At 71.7% G+C, this 19,749-nt stretch carries 21 protein-coding genes and 1 tRNA gene; 9 read left to right on the top strand and 13 right to left on the bottom strand.

Annotated features, from left to right (window positions below):
* The first annotated feature begins 6 nt into the window (after positions 1–6).
* The 4 genes from AB0D94_RS05045 (at position 7) to AB0D94_RS05030 (ending at position 2,003) form a co-directional block, all read left to right on the top strand.
* On the top strand, positions 7–171 hold the full coding sequence (locus AB0D94_RS05045; RefSeq protein WP_362045602.1) for a DUF5993 family protein: 165 nt from the start codon (positions 7–9) through the stop codon (positions 169–171).
* A gap of 3 nt (positions 172–174) precedes the next feature.
* Complete coding sequence (locus tag AB0D94_RS05040) at positions 175–825, top strand: disulfide bond formation protein B (RefSeq protein ID WP_362045599.1); 651 nt, start codon at positions 175–177, stop codon at positions 823–825.
* Between the two features lie 103 nt (positions 826–928).
* Entirely contained in the window at positions 929–1,591 is a 663-nt protein-coding gene (locus AB0D94_RS05035) for an NAD(P)-binding domain-containing protein (RefSeq protein ID WP_362045596.1), read from the top strand.
* Between the two features lie 109 nt (positions 1,592–1,700).
* A complete protein-coding gene (locus tag AB0D94_RS05030; RefSeq protein ID WP_362045593.1) occupies positions 1,701–2,003 on the top strand; it encodes a hypothetical protein in 303 nt (100 codons plus the stop codon).
* Between the two features lie 70 nt (positions 2,004–2,073).
* On the opposite strand, the gene AB0D94_RS05025 is transcribed toward AB0D94_RS05030, so the two are convergent.
* Positions 2,074–2,589 carry a MarR family transcriptional regulator gene (locus tag AB0D94_RS05025; RefSeq protein ID WP_362045590.1) on the bottom strand — a complete coding sequence of 172 codons (516 nt, stop codon included), beginning with the start codon at positions 2,587–2,589 and terminating at the stop codon, positions 2,074–2,076.
* Between the two features lie 123 nt (positions 2,590–2,712).
* Between AB0D94_RS05025 and AB0D94_RS05020 the strand changes: the two genes are divergently transcribed.
* Complete coding sequence (locus AB0D94_RS05020; protein WP_362045587.1) at positions 2,713–3,543, top strand: NAD(P)H-binding protein; 831 nt, start codon at positions 2,713–2,715, stop codon at positions 3,541–3,543.
* Here the strand turns inward: AB0D94_RS05020 and AB0D94_RS05015 are convergent.
* From AB0D94_RS05015 to AB0D94_RS04995, 5 genes are all read right to left on the bottom strand, one after another.
* The gene (locus AB0D94_RS05015) at positions 3,530–4,504 is read right to left on the bottom strand and encodes a hypothetical protein (protein WP_362045584.1); all 975 of its coding nucleotides are present in this window, start codon (positions 4,502–4,504) and stop codon (positions 3,530–3,532) included. The genes AB0D94_RS05020 and AB0D94_RS05015 overlap by 14 nt on opposite strands.
* Before the next feature lie 10 nt (positions 4,505–4,514).
* Entirely contained in the window at positions 4,515–5,921 is a 1,407-nt protein-coding gene (locus AB0D94_RS05010) for a GH1 family beta-glucosidase (RefSeq protein ID WP_362045581.1), read from the bottom strand.
* Entirely contained in the window at positions 5,918–6,742 is an 825-nt protein-coding gene (locus tag AB0D94_RS05005) for a carbohydrate ABC transporter permease (RefSeq protein WP_362045578.1), read from the bottom strand. The genes AB0D94_RS05010 and AB0D94_RS05005 overlap by 4 nt, the downstream gene beginning before the upstream one ends.
* A complete protein-coding gene (locus tag AB0D94_RS05000) occupies positions 6,739–7,644 on the bottom strand; it encodes a sugar ABC transporter permease (RefSeq protein ID WP_362045807.1) in 906 nt (301 codons plus the stop codon). The genes AB0D94_RS05005 and AB0D94_RS05000 overlap by 4 nt, the downstream gene beginning before the upstream one ends.
* Before the next feature lie 106 nt (positions 7,645–7,750).
* Positions 7,751–9,088 (bottom strand): ABC transporter substrate-binding protein, encoded by a 1,338-nt coding sequence (locus tag AB0D94_RS04995; protein ID WP_362045575.1) that lies wholly within the window; start codon positions 9,086–9,088, stop codon positions 7,751–7,753.
* A 102-nt stretch (positions 9,089–9,190) separates the two neighbouring features.
* On the opposite strand from AB0D94_RS04995, the gene AB0D94_RS04990 reads away from it, so the two are divergent.
* Positions 9,191–10,246 (top strand): LacI family DNA-binding transcriptional regulator, encoded by a 1,056-nt coding sequence (locus AB0D94_RS04990; protein WP_362045572.1) that lies wholly within the window; start codon positions 9,191–9,193, stop codon positions 10,244–10,246.
* Positions 10,247–10,327: 81 nt separating this feature from the next.
* On the opposite strand, the gene AB0D94_RS04985 is transcribed toward AB0D94_RS04990, so the two are convergent.
* The 4 genes from AB0D94_RS04985 to AB0D94_RS04970 all read right to left on the bottom strand — a co-directional run bounded on the left by AB0D94_RS04985 (position 10,328) and on the right by AB0D94_RS04970 (position 13,162).
* Positions 10,328–10,400: transfer RNA gene (locus tag AB0D94_RS04985), tRNA-His, on the bottom strand.
* A 105-nt stretch (positions 10,401–10,505) separates the two neighbouring features.
* On the bottom strand, positions 10,506–11,108 hold the full coding sequence (orn, locus tag AB0D94_RS04980; RefSeq protein ID WP_362045569.1) for an oligoribonuclease: 603 nt from the start codon (positions 11,106–11,108) through the stop codon (positions 10,506–10,508).
* 178 nt (positions 11,109–11,286) lie between these two features.
* On the bottom strand, positions 11,287–12,459 hold the full coding sequence (locus tag AB0D94_RS04975) for a helix-turn-helix domain-containing protein (RefSeq protein WP_362045566.1): 1,173 nt from the start codon (positions 12,457–12,459) through the stop codon (positions 11,287–11,289).
* Positions 12,460–12,835: 376 nt separating this feature from the next.
* Complete coding sequence (locus AB0D94_RS04970; protein ID WP_362045564.1) at positions 12,836–13,162, bottom strand: hypothetical protein; 327 nt, start codon at positions 13,160–13,162, stop codon at positions 12,836–12,838.
* A gap of 437 nt (positions 13,163–13,599) precedes the next feature.
* Here AB0D94_RS04970 and AB0D94_RS04965 point away from each other — a divergent pair, with 437 nt between their 5' ends.
* Positions 13,600–14,133 (top strand): universal stress protein, encoded by a 534-nt coding sequence (locus AB0D94_RS04965; protein ID WP_266936570.1) that lies wholly within the window; start codon positions 13,600–13,602, stop codon positions 14,131–14,133.
* Positions 14,134–14,231: 98 nt separating this feature from the next.
* Positions 14,232–14,801 carry an acetate uptake transporter gene (locus AB0D94_RS04960; protein WP_362045560.1) on the top strand — a complete coding sequence of 190 codons (570 nt, stop codon included), beginning with the start codon at positions 14,232–14,234 and terminating at the stop codon, positions 14,799–14,801.
* 128 nt (positions 14,802–14,929) lie between these two features.
* Here the strand turns inward: AB0D94_RS04960 and glmS are convergent, their stop codons facing one another.
* The 3 genes from glmS to AB0D94_RS04945 form a co-directional block, all read right to left on the bottom strand.
* Entirely contained in the window at positions 14,930–16,747 is a 1,818-nt protein-coding gene (glmS, locus tag AB0D94_RS04955; protein ID WP_362045557.1) for a glutamine--fructose-6-phosphate transaminase (isomerizing), read from the bottom strand.
* Between the two features lie 64 nt (positions 16,748–16,811).
* The gene (locus tag AB0D94_RS04950) at positions 16,812–17,087 is read right to left on the bottom strand and encodes a hypothetical protein (RefSeq protein ID WP_030008735.1); all 276 of its coding nucleotides are present in this window, start codon (positions 17,085–17,087) and stop codon (positions 16,812–16,814) included.
* Positions 17,088–17,184: 97 nt separating this feature from the next.
* On the bottom strand, positions 17,185–18,084 hold the full coding sequence (locus tag AB0D94_RS04945; protein WP_362045553.1) for a DUF4429 domain-containing protein: 900 nt from the start codon (positions 18,082–18,084) through the stop codon (positions 17,185–17,187).
* 52 nt (positions 18,085–18,136) lie between these two features.
* Here AB0D94_RS04945 and AB0D94_RS04940 point away from each other — a divergent pair, with 52 nt between their 5' ends.
* Entirely contained in the window at positions 18,137–19,738 is a 1,602-nt protein-coding gene (locus AB0D94_RS04940; RefSeq protein ID WP_362045550.1) for a beta-N-acetylhexosaminidase, read from the top strand.
* Positions 19,739–19,749 lie beyond the last annotated feature (11 nt).

Raw genomic sequence — 19,749 nt, 5'->3', positions numbered from 1 at the left:
CGCGCCATGGACACCCTCATCTTCGGCGGGCTCCTCGCCACGCTGATCGCCATGTACCGGGACTCGTCCCGGACGGTCGTGCTCGGGGCGTGGTGGGTCATGCTGATCGCCGTCATCCTGCTGATGGCGCACCACATCACCAGCGGCCTCGCCCTGAACCTGAGCTACTGACCGGTGGCCGCGCTGAACAGCCTCCTCCCGGAGGCTCCGCCGGAGGGCGGGCTGCTGGGGCGGGTCCAATACTGGTTCGCCTGCTTCTTCGCCATCGGCTGGACGGCCGTCGTCTGCGGGGGCCTCTTCTACCAGTTCGGGATGTGGGAGTACCCGTGCCCGCTGTGCATCGTGCAGCGGATGTTCATGCTGCTGGCGGCGATGGGCGCGGGCTACATCGTCCGTACGGCGCTGGCGCACGGCGCGGTGCCGGCCCGCGACTACATGACGGGCTGGGGGCTGGCCCTCGTCGCGGTGATGGGGGGCTCCTTCGCCTCCTGGCGGCAGACGATGCTGCACATCCTGCCGGGGGACAAGGGGTACGGGAGCGAGGCGTTCGGCCTGCACCTGTACGTGTGGGCCTGGATCCTCTTCCAGGTCTCGGTGGTCGCCATCGGCATCGTCCTGGCCTTCGCCCGGGCGACGGCGGACCGCAGCGTTCCGGCGACACGGCCGGGGGCGTACCTGACGGTGGGGACGTTCGCCCTCTGGTTCCTGGGCCTGGTCCTCGCGATCAACGTCGTCGCGGTCTTCCTCGAAGAGGGCTTCCACTGGTTCCTGCCGGACGACCCGAGCCGGTACCAGTTCTTCTACGACGTCGGAATCCTGGGCTGAGCGGGCAGGGAAGCCGGGCAGGTAGCCGCGCAGGCAAGGAAGCCGAGCAGGCAAGGAAGCCGCGCAGGCAAGAAGCCGAGCAGGCAAGGAAAGGGAAACAGGCATGCGCTACGCAGTCCTCGGCACCGGGATCGTCGGCCGCACCCTGGCCGCGGCGCTGGCCTCCCTGGGCCACGAGGTGGTCATCGGCACCCGGGATCCCGAAGCCACCCTCGCCCGAGCCGACTACGCCGAGTGGCGGGCGGCGCGGCCGCAGGTCCGGCTCGTGGCCCTCCGGGAGGCGGCCGACGCGGGCGAGACCCTGGTCAACGCCACCGGCGGGCGGGTCAGCGTCGCCGCGCTGGCGGAGGCGGGCGCGGCGCAGCTGACCGGGAAGGTGCTGATCGACGTAGCGAACCCGCTGGACTTCTCGCAGGGCTTCCCGCCGAGCCTGGACCCGGTGAACGGGGACAGCCTCGGCGAGCTGATCCAGCGGACCTTCCCGGGGCTGCGGGTGGTCAAGACGCTGAACACGATGAACTGCCGGATCATGGTCGATCCGGGCCGGGTCCCCGGGCACCACCACGTCTTCCTCTCGGGCGAGGACGCGGACGCGAAGAACTCCGTACGCGTACTGCTGCACTCCTTCGGCTGGCCGCAGGAGAGCATCCTCGACCTCGGCGGGATCGAAACGGCCCGGGGAGCCGAGATGCTGCTGCCGATGTGGCTCCGTCTGATGGGCGCGCTGGGCCACACGGACTTCAACTTCCACATCCAGGGCGTCTGACGGCAGTCCCGGCGGCTGCGTCCCGCCTCCGGCGCTGCCCGGACGGGGGCGCAGATGTTGCCGTGCCCCCGGGCCGCGCCGAGGGTGAGGGGGACGGAAGGAGTCACGCATGAGAGTCATGCTCAGGGCCCACATGGACACGGTTGCCACCAACGAGGGCATCAAGACCGGGGCCCTGCCCCAGGCGATCAAGACCCTGATGGGCAAGTTGAAGCCGGAGGCCGCCTACTTCGGCCTGCACGAGGGCGTGCGCTCAGTCTGGATCGTCTTCGACCTCCAGGACAGCTCGCAGCTGCCGCCGCTGTTGGAGGACCTGTTCCTGCAGTTCAACGCCGAGATCGAGGTCGGTCCCGTGATGAATGCCGAGGACCTGGCGAAGGGGCTGGCGGCGATGGCGTCCTCGCCGTCGTAGGGGTTGCGTCGTCGGGGCCCCGTCAGAGGGGCCCCGTCAGGGTGGGCTCCGCCCGGCCGGCCCGCCCGGGTCAGGCGGAGCCGGTGTCGCCCGCGTTCAGCCGCTTGGCCTGGGCCCGGCCGACCTCGGCGGCGCGGTGCAGGTAGTCGGCGATGACGGCCAGTTCGCTGTCGGAGTAGCCCTCCAGCACGGCGCCGAAGGCCCGGCCGGGGGTGTCCCAGGCCGCGCCGATCCGCTCGCGGGCCTCGGGCGCGAGGGAGACGAGGGAGCGGCGCCGGTCGTGCGGGTCGGCGTGGCGCTCGACGATGCCCGCCTTGACCAGCCGGTCGACGAGGCGGGTGGCGGAGCCGGAGGTCAGGCCGGTGAGACGGGCGATGTCCCCCGTGCTGACGGGGCCGGGCTCCATGTCGAGGAGCGCGATGCACTGCATGTCGGTGGGGTGCAGGCCGACGTGGTCGGCCATGGCCTGATTGAAGAGCGAGTAGTCGGCGTAGTGCCGCTGGCTCTCGGTGACGATGCGGGCGAGCAGCTCGGCGCGGCTCCACTCGGCACGCTGATCACCCGTACGAGGGGAATCGGTTGACATCGGCTTCTCCGTGCTCCAAATTTATCTGTGTGGCGCAGTGAATGTGTCTCGCACAATCTGCGCCACGGTTGGATTCTATCCGGAGTCCGGCCATGCGCAGAAGAAGAAAGGGGCATTGTCGTCATGTCGATCCTCATCACCGGCGGCCGCGGCGCCGTCGCCCGCGGTCTCTCCGAGCTGCTCACCGCCCGGGGGCTCCCGTACCGCCTCGGCTCCCGCGCGCCGGACACGCCAGGCGCCGTCCGCTGCGACCTCACCGACCCGGCGAGTTTTCCCGGCGCCCTCGAAGGGGTCCGTTCCGTGTTCCTCTACGCCGAGGCCTCCGCTATCGAGGCCTTCGTCAAGGAGGCCATCGCCGCCGGGGTGGAGCATGTCGTGCTCCTTTCCTCCTCCTCGGTGCTCGGCCCCGGCGCCGCGGACAGCCCACTGTCCGCGTCCCACCTCGCCGTGGAACAGGCCTTGACGGCCTCCTCGCTGCGCACCACCCTGCTGCGGCCGGGGTCCTTCGCGAGCAACGCCCTCGGCTGGGCCTGGTCGTTGAAGTCCGGCCGCCCGGTCCACCTGCCCTACCCGGGCGCCTACTGCGATCCCGTCCACGAGGCCGACATCGCCGAGGCCGCGTTCACCGTCCTCACCGACCCCGCCCGCGCGGGCGGCGCCCACACCCTGACCGGACCGCAGTCGCTTACCTTCGCGACCCAGCTCGCGATACTCGGGTCGGTCCTCGGCCGGCCCCTGCCCTACGAGTCCGTCTCGGCCGAGCGGTGGAAGTCCGAGGTCGAGGGCTACATACCCGGTCCGTACACCGACGCGCTCCTGGACTTCTGGGCATCCACCGACGGCCTCCCGACCGAGATCACCGACACTGTCGAACGGCTCACCGGCCACTCGGCGCGGACCTTCGAGACCTGGGCCCGCGACCACGCCGGCGCCTTCGCCGCTACTGCACGCTGAAGGCGTGCGGGTGGGCCGGGTCCTGGGGGCAGGCGAAGACATTGAGCTTGCCGTGGTTGCCGACGACCACCCCGGTCGGGGAGGCCACATCGTCCTCCGGCAGGCGGTCCTCCGGCAGGCGGTCCTCCAAGGGGCTGTCCTCCAGCGGGATCCAGCTGGTGCTGTCGGAGTGGAACTCGCGGGTGGCGATCGTCAGCAGGAGTTCCATCGCTGATCCGCAGGTGCGGCAGTCCATGGTCCCCGGACCGGTGACGTTCCAGGCGGCGTGCCCGCCGGCCTTCCAGCCCGGGGCGAGGGACAGGTCGCTCTGGTAGCTCGGCAGGGCGCCGGTCTCCTCACTGGCCCCCTCACCGGCCCGCTCACTGTCCTCCTCCTCGGCTTCCTCCTGGGCCTCGTACGACGCCTCCTCCTGGGCGTCCTCCCATGCCTCGACGCGTTCCCCGAGTTCGCCCGGGAGCACCTCGATGTACGGGTACTCGGCGACCTGCTCCGGGTGCAGCACACAGGGCCGCGGGACATACCCCTCGAAGCCCACCGGCCCGGGGTCCGGGTGCCGCGCCAGGACCTCGCGCACCCCGGCGGCCCGGCGCCACCGGAGGTGGACGTACATGCCGTACCCCGTCGGCCCGTGGGCGTCGAAGGGGCACCAGAACACCTGGAGCAGGTCGTGGCCTTCGGGGCCCGCGGGGAGGTCCGGGACGTCCCGCCCGTACAGCTGGGCCACGGCCAGCAAGGGCTGCGGCGGCCGCAGGGCGGGCGCGTCCGGGGCCGGCCCGTGCGGCCCCTCGCACACCGGCCACGGCTCGTCGGCCGGCCACAGCAGCGGCCCGCCGACATGGCTGTCGGCCACCCCCGGGGATCCGGCGCGGGGATGCAGCCGGGTCGTCGTACGGCGGTGGACCGACAGGCCGGGGAAGAGGGCTTCCACGTCCAGGGGGCGCGGCGGCGTGGTGCGGGTCATGCCGGCGAATCTACAAGGCTCCTGTCCGGGCCAGCCTGGCGTACCAGTGGGCGCTGGAGCGCGGGGTGCGGGCCAGGGTCTCGTAGTCGACGTGGACGATGCCGAAGCGCTTGCTGTAGCCGTAGGACCACTCGAAGTTGTCCAGCAGGGACCAGAGGAAGTAGCCCTCCACGGGGGCGCCGTGCCCGATCGCCCGGTGGATGGTGGCCAGGTGCTTCTCCAGGTAGCCGATGCGCTGGGGGTCGTGCAGCTCAGGGGCGTACGCGGCGCCGTTCTCGGTGACCAGCAGGGGCAGCCCGGGAGCCTCCCGGGTGAAGCGCATCAGCAGGTCGTAGAGGCCGGTCGGGTCGATGGACCAGTTCATGTCCGTCAGCTCGCCGGGGGGCTGGTGGAAGGCCACCGTGTCCGCCGCGGGCCAGGGGGAGTGGGCCGTGGCCCCGTGGCCGTCGGCCCGGGGGCCGCCCCCGGCCGGGGCTGCCGACACCACCGTCGGGGTGTAGTAGTTCACGCCGAGGAAGCCGAGCGGCTGGTGGATCTGGGCCTCGTCGCCGGGGCGGACGAAGGACCAGTCCGTCACCGCGGCGGTGTCCTCCATCAGGTCCTCCGGATAGGCCCCGTGGAGCAGGGGCCCGGTGAAGATCCGGTTGGCGAGGGCGTCGATGCGGCGGCGCGCGTCCAGGTCGGCGGCCGAGCCCGTCAGCGGCCGCACCGCACTGGGGTTGAGGGCGATCCCGACCCTGGCCGAGGCGGGCAGGACCGCCGAGGCCAGACCGTGGGCCAGGTTGAGGTGGTGGGCGGCGCGCAGGGAGTCGGCCGGGGAGGTGCGGCCGGGGGCGTGGACCCCGGAGCCGTAGCCGAGGAAGGCGCTGCACCAGGGTTCGTTGAGCGTGGTCCACAGCTTCACCCGGTCGCCCAGCGCCTCGGCGACGGTCGCCGCGTACGCCGCGAAGGCGTAGGCCGTCTCCCGCTCGGGCCAGCCGCCGCCCCCCGAGGCGCCGCCGGTGGAGGATCCCGTCTCCAACTCCTGCGGCAGGTCCCAGTGGTACAGGGTCACGCAGGGCTGGATCCCGTAGGAGAGCAGCTCGTCCACGAGCGCGTCGTAGAAGCCGATGCCACCGGCCAGCACCCGCGGCCAGGACACCGAGAACCGGTAGGCCCCCAGCCCCAGCGCGGCCATCAGCCGGACGTCCTCGCGCCACAGCCGGTGGTGGTCCACCGCCACGTCGCCCGTGTCGCCGCCGTGCACCTTGCCGGGCGTCCGGCAGAAGGTGTCCCAGATGGACGGCCCGCGCAGGGCGGCCGCGCCCTCGATCTGGAAGGCCGCCGTGGCCGCACCCCACAAGAACCGCTCCGGGAAGCGGAGTTTGCCCGTCCCCCGCGGCGTGCCCGTGTTCGTGTTCGTTGGCGTGTTCGTCAACCCTTCACCGCTCCCTGCATGATGCCGCCGACGATCTGGCGGCCGAAGACGAGAAACACCAGCAACAGCGGGAGCGTGCCCAGCAGCGCGCCCGCCATGATCACGGACTGGTCGGGGATGTAGCCCCGGCCCAGTCCCGTCAGGGCCACCTGCACCGTCGGGCTGCCGTTCTGGGTCAGCGCGACGATCGGCCAGAAGAAGTCGTTCCAGGCCATGACGAAGGTCAGCATGGCCAGTACCGCCATCGCGGGCCGGGCCGCGGGGAAGACCACGTGCCACACGACCCGCAGCGAGCTCGCGCCGTCCGAGCGCGCCGCCTCCACCAGCTCCGTCGGCAGCGCCTGCGTCAGGTACTGGCGCATGAAGAACACCCCGAAGGCGGACACCAGCGTCGGCAGGATCACCGCCTGGAGCCGGTCCGTCCACGACAGTTCGGCGATCAGCATGTACAGCGGGACCACGCTCAGCTGCGGCGGGATCAGCATCGTGGCGACCACCAGGGACATCAGCAGCCGACGGCCCCGGAAGCGGAGCTTGGCGAAGGCGAAACCGGCCAGGGTGGAGAACAGCACCGTGCCCGCGGCGACCGTGCCCGCCACGATCACCGTGTTCAGCAGGGCCACGCCCATGTTGGCGTCGGTCCACGCCACCTGGAGGTTGCGGCCCAGGTTCCCGCCGAACCAGAACGGCGGAGGGGTCTGCGCCAGCCGCGTATTGCTGCGGGAGGCCGCGATCGCGGTCCACACCAGCGGGAAGAGCGAGCCGGCGGTGAACAGGGCCAGCACCACGTAGGTGAGCCTGCCCGCGCGCAAGGAGTTCACCGGGAAGCCTCCCGTCCGCGCAGCAGCCGCGCCGCGCCCGCGATGACCAGCAGGATCAGGAACATCGCCCAGGCGATGGCCGAGGCCCGCCCGAGGTGCAGGTTCACCCAGCCCTGCTCGTACAGGTACAGCCCCAGCGTCTGGAACTGGTGGTCCGAGCCGCCCGTGGCGCCCGCACCGCCGTTGAAGAGCAGCGGCTCCCCGAACAGCTGGGTCGCCCCGATCGTCGACACCACACAGGTGAAGAAGATCGTCGGCCGCAGCGAGGGCACCGTGACGTGCACGAACTGCTGCCAGCGCGAGGCCCCGTCCAGCGCGGCCGACTCGTACAGCTCCCCGGGCACGGCCTGCATCGCCGCCAGGTAGATCAGCGCGTTGTAGCCGGTCCAGCGCCAGACCACGATCGTGGAGACCGCCAGCTGGGAGGCGAAGGTGCCGTTCTGCCAGTCCACCGCCTCGAAACCGACCGCCGACAGGGCCCAGTTGACCATCCCGTAGTCCCGGCCGAAGAGCAGCACGAAGACGAGCGTGGCGGCGGCGACCGAGGTGGCGTACGGGGTGAGCACCGCGACCCGGAAGAAGGCGGAGCCCCGCAGCTTGTAGTTGAGCAGGTGGGCCAGGCCGAGCGCGATCGCCAGCTGCGGCACCGTGGACAGCAGCCCGATGGTGACCGTGTTGCGCAGCGCGTTCCAGAAGAACTCGTCCTCCCACAGCCGCGTGAAGTTCCGCAGCCCCACCCACGTCATGCTGTCCGGATCGGTCAGCTCCACCTGGTGCAGCGCCGCCCAGCCCGTGTACAGCAGCGGGAACAGCCCGAAGGCGGCGAAGAAGAGGAAGAAGGGCGCCACGAAGGCGTACGGGCTCCAGCGCAGGTCCCACCGGTAGCGGCGCGAGCGCCACACCTGGCCCCGGCCGGCGCCCTTGCCCCGAGCCCCCTCCCCGTCCCGCGCGGGGCGGGACGGGGAGGAGGAAGGGGACAGGACAGCCGTCTCGTCCGTCACCGGAGCCTCACTGGTCCAAGGCGTTGTCGATCGCCTTCACCGCGGCCTCCCAGCCCTCCTGCGCCGAACGGCCCTTCTGGTCGACCTGGAGCATCCCGATGTCCGCAAGGTTCTGCGCGATCACGAGGTCCTTCGGGCCGAGCACCGTCACCGGCACGCTCTGAGCCGCCTTCGCGAAGATCTCGCCGATCGGGGCGCCGCCGAAGTACGCGTGCTGCGCTCCCGACACCGACGGCAGCGCGTACGCGGCGCTCGCGCTCGGGAAGCTGCCCCGCTTCTCGAAGAGCTTCGCCTGCTGCGCCGGAGCCGTCAGCCAGGCCGCCAGCTTCGCCGCCTCCCCGGTCTGCTTGCCGGCCTTCGGCACGATCAGGAAGGAGCCGCCCCAGTTGCTCGGCTTCGGCGCCTGCGCCACGTCCCACTTGTCCTTGCCCGCCGGGCCCGCCTTGTCCTGGATGTAGCCGAGCATCCAGGCCGGGCAGGAGACCGTGGCGAAGGCGCCGTTGGCGAAGCCCTGGTCCCAGCTCGGGGTGAACTGCTGGAGCTTGGCGCTCAGCCCCTCGGTGGCGAAGGAGGCCGCCAGGTCGAAGGCGCCGCGCACCGCCGGGTTGGTCTTGTAGACGACCTTCCCCTGGTCGTCGTAGTACCGCTGCGCGCTGCTCCCGGTCACGGCGGCCATCACGCCCGACGCCGAGTCCACGAAGGCCTTCCCTTCGCCGGCCTTCGCCTTGTACGCCTTGCCCGTCTCCAGGTACTTGTTCCAGTCGCCCGCCCACAGCGCCCCGACCGCCGCCCGGTCCGTGGGCAGCCCGGCCGCCTCGAAGAGGTCCTTGCGGTAGCAGATGCCCTGCGGGCCGATGTCGGTGCCGAGGCCGACCGTGGCCCCGCCCTTCGCCGCGCTCGCCGTGCCCTGCGCCCACTTCCAGGGCAGGTACGCGGCCTTGTCCACGCCCGGCGCCTTGCCGAGGTCCACCAGCTTGTCGGCCTGGGTGGCGGTGATCTCCGCGATGTTGTTGACCTCGACGGCCTGGATGTCGGCGAGCCCGCTGCCGGTGCCGAGGTGGGTGAGGAGCTGCGGGTAGTAGTTCTCGTTCCGCTCGATGGAGGTCTGCTCGATGCGGATGCCGGGATTCTGCGCCATGTACTCGTCGTAGAGGCCGGCCTCCTGGAGGCCGAAGGCCCCGAACACACCGACGGTGATCGTCGTCTTCGCCTTGCCGTCGGCAGTGCCGCCCGGCTCCGGCTGCTCGGTCGGATCCTGGGCGCAGCCCGCGAGCAGCAGGGCTGCCGTGGCCACCGCGGTACCCGCCGTGACGAGGGTTCTTCGGGCTCGGGATGGGGCTCGCATGTGCATCCTCCCTGAAGGACGAGACGTGCCAGGTGTTGTGGGACACACTGTGGGAGCGCTCCCACGGACGTCAAGAGGTAGATTCACAACCGGGAGGAAGCCATGAACGGGCATGGGCGCAGTGGGGGACGGCCGACCCTGGAGGAAGTCGCGGCGCGCGCCGGGGTCGGGCGCGGCACGGTCTCCCGGGTGATCAACGGATCCTCCAAGGTCAGCGAGCACACCAGGACCGCAGTCGAGGCCGCCGTCGCCGAGCTGGGGTACGTACCCAACCGCGCGGCCCGCGCCCTCGCCGCCAACCGCACCGACGCCATCGCCCTGGTGATCCCCGAACCGGAGGCGCGCTTCTTCGCGGAGCCGTACTTCTCCGACGTGGTCCGCGGGGTCGGCGCCACGCTCGCCGAGACCGACGTCCAGCTCGTCCTCACCCTGGCGGGCAGCGACCGCGAGCGCCGCCGCCTGTCCCAGTACCTGTCGGGGCACCGCGTCGACGGGGTCCTGCTGGTCTCCGTCCACGCCGACGACCCGCTGCCCGAGATGCTGGCCGAGCTCGGCATCCCGGCGGTGATCAGCGGCCGCCGCTCGGCCGCCGAGACGCTGCCGTACGTGGACTCCGACAACCTGGGGGGCGCCGCCGAAGCCGTGCGCCACCTCCTGGGCCGGGGCCGCCGCGCGATCGCCACGATCACCGGGCCGCTGGACGTGTACGGGGCCCAGTGCCGCCTCGACGGCTACCGGCAGGCCCTCGCCGCCGCCGGGCACCCCGTCGACGAGGAGCTGGTCTCGGTCGGCGACTTCACCGAGGACGGCGGCCGCCGGGCCATGCGGGAGCTGCTGGAGCGCCGCCCCGCGCTCGACGCGGTCTTCGCCGCCTCCGACGTCATGGCGGCGGGCGCCCGGCGGGAGCTGCGCGCGGCCGGCCGCCGGATACCGCGGGACGTGGCCCTCGTCGGCTTCGACGACTCGGTGGTGGCCCGGCACATGGACCCGCCGCTGACCAGCGTCCGCCAGCCCATCGAGGAGATGGGCCGGACCATGGCGCGGGTGCTGCTGGAGCACATCGCGGCGCACCGGAAGGACTCGGGGAACGGGGCGGCCGCGCCGGCCGAGCCGGCGGTCGTCCTGCCGACCGAGCTGGTGGTCCGGGAGTCCTCCTGAGACGGGGAACACACTCAGGAAGAACAGCCGGGGCAAACGCAGAGGGCCCGGTCCGCTTTCGCGGACCGGGCCCTCTCGCAGGGTGAGTGACGGGACTTGAACCCGCGGCCACCTGGACCACAACCAGGTGCTCTACCAGCTGAGCTACACCCACCATGTCCGGTCGGAAAACCGACCGGCCGAAGAAAAGGGTACAGGGTCCGGGAGGGTGCTCGCTCCCCCCTTTCCCGCGCCCGCCTCCGGAAGGCGCCGTACGTCCCTACTCGCCCGGCACGACGTGCTTGGCGGCGATGGCCCGCGCGGTGTCCGAGTCGGGCCCGGGCTGCGGCACGAAGACCGCCTCGCGGTAGTAGCGCAGCTCGGCGATGGACTCCTTGATGTCCGCGAGCGCCCGGTGGTTGCCGTTCTTCGGCGGGCTGTTGAAGTACGCCCGCGGGTACCAGCGGCGCGCCAGCTCCTTGACCGAGGACACGTCCACGATCCGGTAGTGCATGTAGCTCTCCAGCGCGGCCATGTCGCGCAGCAGGAACCCGCGGTCGGTGCCGACCGAGTTCCCGCAGAGCGGCGCCTTGCGGGGCTCCTTCACGTGTTCCCGTACGTACGCCAGGACCTGGGCCTCGGCGTCCGCGAGGGTGGTCCCGCCGGCCAGCTCGTCGAGCAGGCCGGAGGCGGTGTGCATCTCGCGCACCACGTCGGGCATGGTCTCCAGGGCCGCGTCCGGCGGCCGGATCACGATGTCCACGCCTTCGCCGAGCACGTTGAGCTCCGAGTCGGTGACCAGTGCGGCCACCTCGATAAGTGCGTCGTCCGTCAACGAGAGCCCGGTCATCTCGCAGTCGATCCACACCATGCGGTCGTTCATGCGTCCCACCTTATGCGGTCCCCGCGGGATCGGGCCGGGCGATGGGGGGCGGTCTTGCCGATCAGGGATCCGGAACCCGGCCCGCGGGCGCCGCGGCCGGCGGCGGGGGAGCGGAACGCGCGCGGGTCCCCCCTCGGCGGTGGCCGAGGGGGGACCCGTGTCGCGGTGTCCGGTGGGGCTACGCGTGCTCGCGCAGGACCCGGCCCGGGGCGTAGAGCTCCGTCACCGTCGGGCCGGCCGCGGCCAGGGCCGCCGCCGCCCGGTGGGGCTGCGGAGTGCGCTGGTGCGGAACGGGGCTGTCCGAGAGCTGGGAGACCTGCGTCACGTCGGTCTGCGGCCGGCGTGCCCGGTAGGCGGAGCGGTAGGCGGCCGGGGAGGAACCCAGCTGCCGCCGGAAGTGCCCGCGCAGGGCCACCGGCGAGCGGAAGCCGCAACGCCCGGCGACCTCGTCCACCGAGTAGTCGGAGGTCTCCAGCAGCCGCTGTGCCTGGAGCACCCGCTGGGTGATCAGCCACTGGAGCGGCGCGCTGCCGGTCAGCGAGCGGAACCGCCGGTCGAAGGTGCGCCTGCTCATGTAGGCGCGCGCCGCCAGCGTCTCCACGTCGAACTGCTCGTGGAGGTGTTCCAGTGCCCAGGCGACGACCTCGGCCAGCGGGTCGGCGCCGATCTCCTCCGGCAGCGACCGGTCGAGGTAGCGCTCCTGGCCGCCCGTGCGGCGCGGCGGGACGACGAGCCGGCGGGCCAGCGCTCCGGCCGCCTCGCTGCCGTGGTCCGTGCGCACGATGTGCAGGCACAGGTCGATTCCGGCCGCCGTGCCGGCGGAGGTCAGCACGTCGCCGTCGTCGACGAAGAGTTCGCGCGGATCGACATGGACGGACGGGTACCGCTTGGCCAGCGTCGGCGCGTACATCCAGTGCGTCGTCGCGGGCCGGCCGTCCAGCAGACCGGCGGCGGCGAGCACGAAGGCTCCCGTGCACAGTCCGACGATCCGGGCCCCCTCCTCGTGCGCCAGGCGCAGCGCGTCGAGCGCTTCCGGCGGCGGAGGCGAGGTGATGGAACGCCATGCGGGAACGACGACCGTGCCTGCCCGGGCGATCGCCTCCAACCCGTACGGCGCGGTCAGTTCGAGTCCGCCGGTGGTCCTGAGTGGACCGTCCTCCCCGGCGCACACGAGCAGTCGGTAGCGTGGAACTCCCGCGTCCTGCCGGTCAATGCCGAACACGGAAAGTGGAATGGAGCTCTCGAAGATCGGTCCGCCGCTGAAGAGCAGCACCGCGACGATCTCCCTGCGGCGACGCCCCGCGAGCTTCCGGCCGGCGTCCGCGACGACGGCGGTGGAATCCTGGCTCATGGCGCTAAGCCCCCCTTGGGTGTCGCGACTCCTTGGTCTGGTCGCACCTGCACGTTTCCCCTCGGCCTTGCACGTGGATCCCCCGCTGTAAATACATGATCGAATCTACTGCGTCCCGTGGTGTCGGCGTGACAAGTTCAGCACGCAGCGCTATGTCGACTTGGCAACTTGGCGAAAAGCATTCGATCAGGAAGCGTTCCACTCCGCTACCTGGGTGGGAAGTGTGCGACACGGCTGTGGCCAGTACCCATAGGGTCCCGGCGCCCCCCGGGCCATGTCGTCGCTGGTGGTAGGGGGGTTGGGGGGACATTCCGGCAAGGAGGGCACCTTGCCGGGAAGTTGGCTGAAAACATGCGGGTGTGGGTGTGCGAACCAGTCAGTCCTGAGAGGACGTGCGGTCGACGGCGACGCCATGACACCCCCGGTGGGGCGCGGCCCCGCCGCGCGAGTGCCGCCCGCGCGGACCGGACGGCTGCTGCTCCTGCGCCCGGACATGCGCCGCGGCCCGCTCCGTCTTCTCCGAGTAGCGCAGGAGCACCCGGCAGGCCGCCGTGACGGCGAACAGCCCGAGGGTGGCGACCGCCGCCCCGCCGTAGGAGGTTCCGTAGACGACGAGGACCACGGGGACGAGCAGGCAGCTGAAGGCGGCCCAGCGCACCACGTCACCCGCAGGGTCGTCACGGGGGCCTCCGGCGGGGTGCACGGACGAGTGAAGAGGGGGCGGGGCGAAATGTGCGGCCGGGTGTGCGGACCGGACGGACCGGAGGCCTTGAGTCGGCTGGGCGGGCTGGACGGGGTGTACCGGATGGCCGGGCACGGCGTGCTCCCTGCGGGCTCTTCCTGGACGGTCGGACTCCTGTCCAACGCCCCGCGGCAGGCCTCGGTCACTGCGCGCACGGGTGGCTCGGCCGCCACTCGTCACTGGCTGTAGGGGGCAGCGGACATTGCCAAGGCGCGCTCCCTCCGGCATGCTCCCTGGGACGCTCTCCAAGGGCGGCAAGCCCTGTGCAGGACAGGAGTGTCGCCGTACCCTGGTGGGTATGGGCTTGGGAAGATGCTTCCCGGACAGAGCTCCGTTACCCAGCGTCGCCGAATTTCGCCCCTGTTGCTTCCTCCAAGGACCTCTTCGCCGAGACACCCATGGCCGGTCACGAATCCCCCGAACCCGCGGACCGCAAGCGCAAACGGCTCGCCGACCCCGCGTCGGCCGCCGATCTGCGTGCGGTGGAACAGACACGTCTTCCCTGCGACCCGGCCTTCCGGCACGGGGTCGTTGTGGGATTCGACGGCTCCACGTCCAGTGAGCGCGCCCTCGCGTACGCGATCGGGATGGCCCGCCGCTCCGGATCCGGTCTGATCATCGTGCACGTGGCCAACCGGCTGCCCACCACGGTGTGGGCCGGCTGCGAGCCGCCCGTCTTCGTGGACGTGCCGGACCACCGCACCGAGGTGCTGGGGCTGGAGCTCGCCTGCGCCGACTACCTGGCAGAAGTGCCGTGGATCCTGGTCGAGCGGGGCGGGGACATCTGCCACGAGCTGGAGGAGGTCGGCCGCGAGTACTCGGCCGACGCCATCGTGGTCGGCTCCACGCACGGGATCGTGGGCCGGATCTTCGGTTCGGTGGCGGGCCGGCTGGCCAAGCGGGCACAGCGACCCGTTGTTGTCATTCCGTGACCCTCTGTTAAGCCGGTTGTGCGGTTGTGCACCCGTGTAAAGGGTAGATAAATGCTGCTGGGACGCAGCAAACAACTGCAGATCGAAGGGAGCCCGCCGTGGACAATGGTGTCTCTGCGGGAAGCACGGCCTCGATTTCCACCCTCGGCCACATCGCCCTGGGTCTCACCCTTCTCGCGTTCGGTATCGGCCACACCGGCATCATCGACGGTGTGAGCGCGGCCAACTCCGTGTCGCTCGCGACCTACGTCGGCGGTCTCGCCCTGTTCGTCCTCGGAGTCCTCGAATTCCGCGGCGGCAACGGCTTCAACGGCACGGCGTTCGCGGGCCTCGGCGCCTTCTGGTTCACCTGGGCCGCAGGGGCCGACGGAAAGGTTTCGGCAGACGCCGCCGGAATGTTCCTCGTCCTGTTCGCCCTGCTCGGCCTCACCCTCACGCTGGGTGCGTCGAGCGGACTGTTCGGACAGGGCGTGTACGGCCTGTTCACCCTCTCCCTGCTCCTGCTGGCGATAGGCGCCTTCGCCGACACCGGTTCGCTGGGCAAGGTGGCCGGCTGGGTGGCCGCGGTCTCCGGGCTGCTGGCCTGGTACGGGGCCACCGCCGCCCTGGCGCACTGGCCCATGGCGGTGGGCAAGGCCTCGGGCCGCGGGGCGGTCGCCGCGAGCTGAGCGGCGTACGGCGAGAGCCCGGGAGGCAGCGGAAGCGGTAACGGAAGCGGTAGCCGAAGCAGGAACGGCCCCCCGGGAATCCCGGGGGGCCGTTCCTTTTCCGCCTGGTCGACCGTGACGGCTTCCGCCTATTCGACCGTGACCGACTTGGCCAGGTTGCGCGGCTTGTCGATGTCCCGGCCCAGGGCCAGGGCCGTGTGGTACGCCAGCAGCTGGAGCGGGATGCCCATCAGGATCGGGTCCAGCTCGTCCTCGTTCTTGGGCACGAGGATGGTGTGGTCCGCCTTCTCCTGCTCGCGGTGGGCGACCGCGAGGATCCGGCCGCTGCGGGCCTTGATCTCCTCCAGCGCCGCGCGGTTCTTCTCCAGCAGCGAGTCGTCCGGGACGATCGCGACGGTCGGCATCGCGGGCTCGATGAGCGCGAGCGGACCGTGCTTGAGCTCGGAGGCCGGGTAGGCCTCGGCGTGGATGTAGGAGATCTCCTTGAGCTTGAGGGAGGCCTCCAGGGCCACCGGGTAACCGCGGACCCGGCCGATGAACATCATCGACTTGGCCTCGGCGTACTCGGCCGCCAGCTTCTTGATCTCTTCCTCGCCCTCGAGGATCTCCTGGATCTGCTCGGGCAGCTTGCGCAGGCCCTCGATGATCCGCTTGCCGTCGGTGACCGAGAGGTCCCGGATCCGGCCGAGGTGCACGGCCAGCAGCGCGAAGGCCACCACCGTGTTGGTGAAGCACTTGGTGGAGACCACGCAGACCTCCGGGCCGGCGTGCACGTACACGCCGCCGTCGGCCTCGCGGGCGATGGCGGAGCCGACCACGTTGACCACGCCGAGGACGCGGGCGCCCTTGCGCTTGAGCTCCTGCACGGCCGCGAGCACGTCGTAGGTCTCACCGGACTGGGAGACCGCGATGTAGAGGGTGTCGGGGTCCACGACCGGGTTGCGGTAGCGGAACTCGGAGGCCGGCTCGGCGTCCGCGGGGATGCGGGCCAGGCCCTCGATCAGGCCCGCGCCGATGAGGCCCGCGTGGTACGAGGTGCCGCAGCCCAGGATCTTGACCCGGCGGATGCCGCGCGCCTCGCGCGGGTCCAGGTTCAGGCCGCCCAGGTGCACCGTGTTGAAGCGGTCGTCGATCCGGCCGCGCAGCACGCGGTCGACCGCGTCGGGCTGCTCGGAGATCTCCTTGTGCATGTACGTGTCGTGGCCGCCCATGTCGTACGAGGCGGCCTCCCACTCCACGGTCTCCGGCGTGGCCGTCGTCGTCGTACCGCTCGTGGTGTAGGTGCGGAAGTCGTCGGCCTTGAGGGTGGCCATCTCGCCGTCGCCGAGGGTGACGACCTGGCGGGTGTGGGCGACGAGGGCGGCGACGTCCGAGGCGACGAACATCTCCTTCTCGCCGATGCCCAGGACCACCGGGGAGCCGTTGCGGGCCACCACGATGCGGTCGGCGAAGTCGGAGTGCATGACGGCGATGCCGTAGGTGCCCTCGATCAGCTTGAGCGCCTCGCGGACCTTCTCCTCCAGGGAGGCGGCGGCGGAGCGGGCGATCAGGTGGGTGATGACCTCGGTGTCGGTCTCCGAGGCGAAGACCACGCCCTCGCCCTCCAGCTTGGCGCGCAGCTCGGAGGCGTTGTCCACGATGCCGTTGTGGACGACGGCGACCTTGTTCTCGGGGTCGAGGTGCGGGTGCGAGTTGATGTCGCTCGGGGCGCCGTGCGTGGCCCAGCGGGTGTGGGCGATGCCGGTGGTGCCGGCGAAGCGCTTGGGGACGCGGCTCTCCAGCTCGCGGACCCGGCCCTTGGCCTTGACGACCTTCAGGGCGCTGGCCTTCGGGCTGTTGACCACGATGCCCGCGGAGTCGTAGCCGCGGTACTCGAGTCGCTGCAGGCCTTCCAGCAGCAGCGGTGCCACGTCACGCTTGCCGATGTAACCGACGATTCCACACATACGGTTCTGCCCCTCCTGAAGTTCGGTTCGTGTACCCGCTCGCGGCCGCCGGGCGGCCACGGGCTCAGCCGTAGACGATGCGGCGCAGCTGCCGGAGCGAGAGCTCCGGAGGCGCCACGGCGCGGTGCGGCAGCTCGGCCGCGATCCGCTCGAAGATCTCCGCGTTGACCGCTCCGCCGGACTGCAGCTCGCGGTGGCGGCGGCGGACGAACTCCTCGGTCGTCTCGTCGAAGTACGCCAGCACGTCGAGCACCACCCGGGCGGCTTCCCCGCGCTGCAGCGCGGTGCTGCGCACCAGGTGGTCGACGAGGTCGTCATGCGACGGGCGGCGATCGAGCACCCGTAGATACTGGCGGCTCACACCGTCGAATGCAAAGATCCTGCCCGATTCCGGGCAGGATCTCTCTGGTCTGGACCAGCGGAATGGATGCATCCGGTCAGAAACGCCGCAAAACGGCCTGCTTCGCCGCCGTGAACTCATCCGCGGTGAGGATGCCCGACTGGTGCAGCTCACCGAGCTCGCGCAGCCGCCGCAACAGCGCGTCGTGGTCGGCGGGCTCCTCCGGGGACCGGCCCGCCTCCGCCGCCATGGCCAGGGCCGCGACCGGCGCGGGCGCCGCCTCGGCGGGAGCGGCCGCCGGATGGGGCAGCCGTACCGCCACCGCCGACGCGACCAGCGCCATCAGCGGGTCCTTCTTGAAGCCGAACAGCTCCACCGCGTGCGGGTCGTACTTGGGGGGGGGAGCCGAGGCCGTCGCACCGGCCAGGGTGAAGCGGAGCCAGCCGTTCTCCAGCCCCACCGCCGGGATCCACTCCACCGCCTTCACGTCCGCGACCCGGAACGAACGGGCCCCGCCGGAGCTCTTGGCGTCCTCCGTCTTCCAGTTCCACTCCAGCAGCAGCCGGTCCCCGTCGAAGGCCACCGTCCCGTCGCCCGCGCTCACCGCGATCGGCACGGCGGGACCCGGCAGCAGGTACCCGTCCGTCGGCCCGCTCTCCACCTGCTCCAGCAGCAGCGCGTTGCGCACCTCGTCCACGAAGTACTCGGCCACCCCGGTCCGGTCCGCCTCCACCGTGAGCCGGTACGGGTCGGAGGACTCCGCCAGCCGTCCGCCGGTCACCTGGAGCAGCGGGTCCGCGCCGTCCCTCAGCCGCAGCCTCAGCCGGCCCGCCTTGCGGCCCGGTTCGTAGCTGATGCCCGCCACCGCCCGCAGGGGGACCGCCACTTCACCGAGGTTCTGGCGCAGCAGGCCCACCCCCTTGTCGCGGCCCGGCACGATGCGCACCGTGTCCCCGTCGAAGGTCCACGTGCCGTCCTTCTGGATGATTTCCGCCATCCGACGATTCTCGCACCGCCCTGAACGGCTCATGTGGCCTATACCTGGGCGCATGAGAGTCCTGCGACGCACGCTCGGCACCCTCCTCGGCCCCCTCGTCCTCGGTCTGGCCCCGCTCCTGGCCACCGCCTGCACCGCCGCCCACGGCGACGACGCCAGACCCGGCGACCGGCGCCCGGCCGAGCTCGCCCCCTACGAACGGCTCCTGCCGGCGCCCGCCTCCGCGCAGCCCGGGGGCCCCGGGTACGCCTTCGGGGCCGGCACGGTCATCCGTACGGGCCCCGGATCGCGGGAGGAGGTCCGCCAGGTCGGCGAGCTCCTCGCCGAGCAGCTGCGCGGGCCGAGCGGGCTGCCGCTGCCGGTGGTCGACGGGGCGGAGGGGGACGGGATCCGGCTCCGGCTCGACGAGGAGGCGGAGGGGGTGGGGGACGAGGGCTACCGGCTGGAGTCCGGACCTGCCGGGGTCACCCTCACCGCACGCACCCCGGCAGGGCTCTTCCATGCAGGCCAGACGCTGCGGCAGCTGGTCCCGGTGGCGGGGCCCGGGACGGTCCCCGGCGGCACGGTCACCGACAAGCCGCGGTTCGCGTACCGGGGGGCGATGCTGGACATCGCCCGGCACCACTTCACGGTCGAGCAGGTGAAGAGGTACGTGGACCAGCTGGCCCAGTACAAGGTCAACACCCTGCACGTGCACCTGACGGACGACCAGGGCTGGCGCCTCGCCGTCGACTCCTGGCCCCGGCTGGCCGAGTACGGCGGCGGCAGCGAGGTCGGCGGCGGACCGGGCGGGTACTGGACCAAGGACGAGTACCGCGAACTGGTGGCCTACGCGGGCCGGCGGTACGTGGACGTGGTCCCCGAGATCGACATGCCGGGCCACGTGAACGCGGCGCTGGCCTCGTACGCCGAGCTGAACTGCGACGGCAAGGCCCCCGCCCGCTACACCGGGACCAAGGTGGGCTTCAGCTCGCTGTGCGTCGGCAAGGAGCGGACCTACGAGTTCATCGACGAGGTGCTCGGTGAGCTCGCGGAGCTGACGCCGGGCCGCTACCTCCACATCGGCGGCGACGAGGCCCACTCGACCCCGGCGGCGGACTACGCGGCCTTCATGGACCGGGCGCAGGCGGTGGTGGGCCGGCACGGCAAGAAGGTGATGGCCTGGCACCAGCTGGCGGCGGCCCGCCCGGCCGAGGACGCCGTGCTCCAGTACTGGGGGCACGACAAGACCCCGGCGGCGGAGAAGGCCGCGGTCGTGGCGGCGGCGAAGGCCGGCCACCCGGTGGTCCTGTCGCCCGCGGACCGGCTGTACCTGGACATGAAGTACGACGCGCAGACCAAGCCGGGCCTGGCGTGGGCGGGTTACGTGCCGGTGCAGCGGGCCTACTCCTGGGACCCGGGTTCCTACCTGGCCGGGGTCCCGGAGTCCGCGGTGCTGGGCGTCGAGGCCCCGCTGTGGACGGAGACCGTCGCGACCCGGGGGGACCTGGAGCTCATGGCCTTCCCGAGGGTCCTCGGCCTGGCCGAACTGGGCTGGTCCCCGGCCGGGTCGCTGAGCTGGGAGGCGTACCGCGAGCGCCTGGCGGCCCAGGCGCCCCGCCTGGACGCCCAGGACATCACCTACTACCGGGCCCCGGACGTGCCCTGGTCGTAGGCCCTGCACCG

Source organism: Streptomyces sp. NPDC048255 (genome assembly GCF_040652415.1).
Classification (GTDB): Bacteria; Actinomycetota; Actinomycetes; order Streptomycetales; family Streptomycetaceae; genus Streptomyces.
The sequence above is the reverse complement of the archived record's forward strand: the minus strand, read 5'-3'. Positions and strand labels throughout refer to the sequence as shown.

Coding starts and splice junctions, on each gene's coding strand:
- AB0D94_RS05030 (WP_362045593.1), top strand. CDS start 1,701: ATGAGAGTCATGCTCAGGGCCCACATGGACACGGTTGCCACCAACGAG.
- glmS (WP_362045557.1), bottom strand. CDS start 16,747: ATGTGTGGAATCGTCGGTTACATCGGCAAGCGTGACGTGGCACCGCTG.
- AB0D94_RS05025 (WP_362045590.1), bottom strand. CDS start 2,589: ATGTCAACCGATTCCCCTCGTACGGGTGATCAGCGTGCCGAGTGGAGC.
- AB0D94_RS04940 (WP_362045550.1), top strand. CDS start 18,137: ATGAGAGTCCTGCGACGCACGCTCGGCACCCTCCTCGGCCCCCTCGTC.
- AB0D94_RS04975 (WP_362045566.1), bottom strand. CDS start 12,459: ATGAGCCAGGATTCCACCGCCGTCGTCGCGGACGCCGGCCGGAAGCTC.
- AB0D94_RS05015 (WP_362045584.1), bottom strand. CDS start 4,504: ATGACCCGCACCACGCCGCCGCGCCCCCTGGACGTGGAAGCCCTCTTC.
- AB0D94_RS04945 (WP_362045553.1), bottom strand. CDS start 18,084: ATGGCGGAAATCATCCAGAAGGACGGCACGTGGACCTTCGACGGGGAC.
- AB0D94_RS04965 (WP_266936570.1), top strand. CDS start 13,600: ATGGCCGGTCACGAATCCCCCGAACCCGCGGACCGCAAGCGCAAACGG.
- AB0D94_RS05045 (WP_362045602.1), top strand. CDS start 7: ATGGACACCCTCATCTTCGGCGGGCTCCTCGCCACGCTGATCGCCATG.
- orn (WP_362045569.1), bottom strand. CDS start 11,108: ATGAACGACCGCATGGTGTGGATCGACTGCGAGATGACCGGGCTCTCG.
- AB0D94_RS05020 (WP_362045587.1), top strand. CDS start 2,713: ATGTCGATCCTCATCACCGGCGGCCGCGGCGCCGTCGCCCGCGGTCTC.
- AB0D94_RS05035 (WP_362045596.1), top strand. CDS start 929: ATGCGCTACGCAGTCCTCGGCACCGGGATCGTCGGCCGCACCCTGGCC.
- AB0D94_RS04990 (WP_362045572.1), top strand. CDS start 9,191: ATGAACGGGCATGGGCGCAGTGGGGGACGGCCGACCCTGGAGGAAGTC.
- AB0D94_RS04995 (WP_362045575.1), bottom strand. CDS start 9,088: ATGCGAGCCCCATCCCGAGCCCGAAGAACCCTCGTCACGGCGGGTACC.